We start from the raw sequence: 830 nt of genomic DNA, 5'->3' as shown, positions 1-830 counted from the left end.
GTGGTGGGCTCTCCGGCAGCGGGGTCGGCATCGGAGGAAGGCTCACCCGCCTCTCCGCCCGGCACGTCGCGCCCGCCAGTCTCCCCTGCCGGCGGCGTGGCGCCTTCGGGCTCAACCACCACATGCGGCGCCAGCGCACCGCCGGCATCCACCACACCATCAGCACCAAATGCCCCACCGGCAGGCGCCATAAACCTCGCAGACACAAGCGACCCGCCCAAGCACGCAACGCCGCCGTCGGCACCGGCCGCATCAAGCCACGAGGCGTCGACGGAAAGCCGACAGCCGGACGCACCATCGCCAAGGCCCGCATCTTGCAGATACACGCCGTAGGCGCGCACGCCCGCTCCGGACCCGGCGCTCGCTGCAACGACGCGCCCGCCGCCGCGCACGGCCATGTCGCCTGCGATCACGCCGGCGACCGCCTCGTCCGTAATATCGGCCCCGTCCGCCCGGGCATCGACGGTGCAGCCGTCCACCACGAGCACCTGCGAAACGTGGATCCCGCACTGCGAGCCCGTCGCCGTCAGGGTCCCGGTGCCGCGAAGCGTCAGGTTGCCCCACACCTCCATGCCGCACAGCGTGATGTCCGCATCGGGCGCATGCGACTCCGTCACGGAGTTTTGCCCGGCAAGCGTCAGCACCAGGTCGCCGTCGGCGCCGATGGCCTCGCCCGCGTAGCCGTTAAGCTCCAGGTGGTCGGCATCGGCCCAGGCCCAGCCGGGGCCCGACACGCCCGGCTCGCAGTACGTCGCGCCCGCGATGATGAGGCTCTCCGCGCCCGCGGCATAAGAAGGCCCGCCCAGCAAAACGCATAGGCAGGCCATGGC

General features: G+C 71.8%; 1 protein-coding gene. It reads right to left on the bottom strand.

What is annotated here, in order from left to right; translation table 11 throughout:
* Positions 1-830 (bottom strand): hypothetical protein (locus tag GPK39_RS08845; protein ID WP_215675098.1); only part of this gene is annotated, 830 nt, incomplete at both ends.

The organism is Collinsella aerofaciens (assembly GCF_018785245.1).
GTDB classification, from domain to species: domain Bacteria; phylum Actinomycetota; class Coriobacteriia; order Coriobacteriales; family Coriobacteriaceae; genus Collinsella; species Collinsella aerofaciens_AD.
The sequence above is the reverse complement of the archived record's forward strand: the minus strand, read 5'-3'. Positions and strand labels throughout refer to the sequence as shown.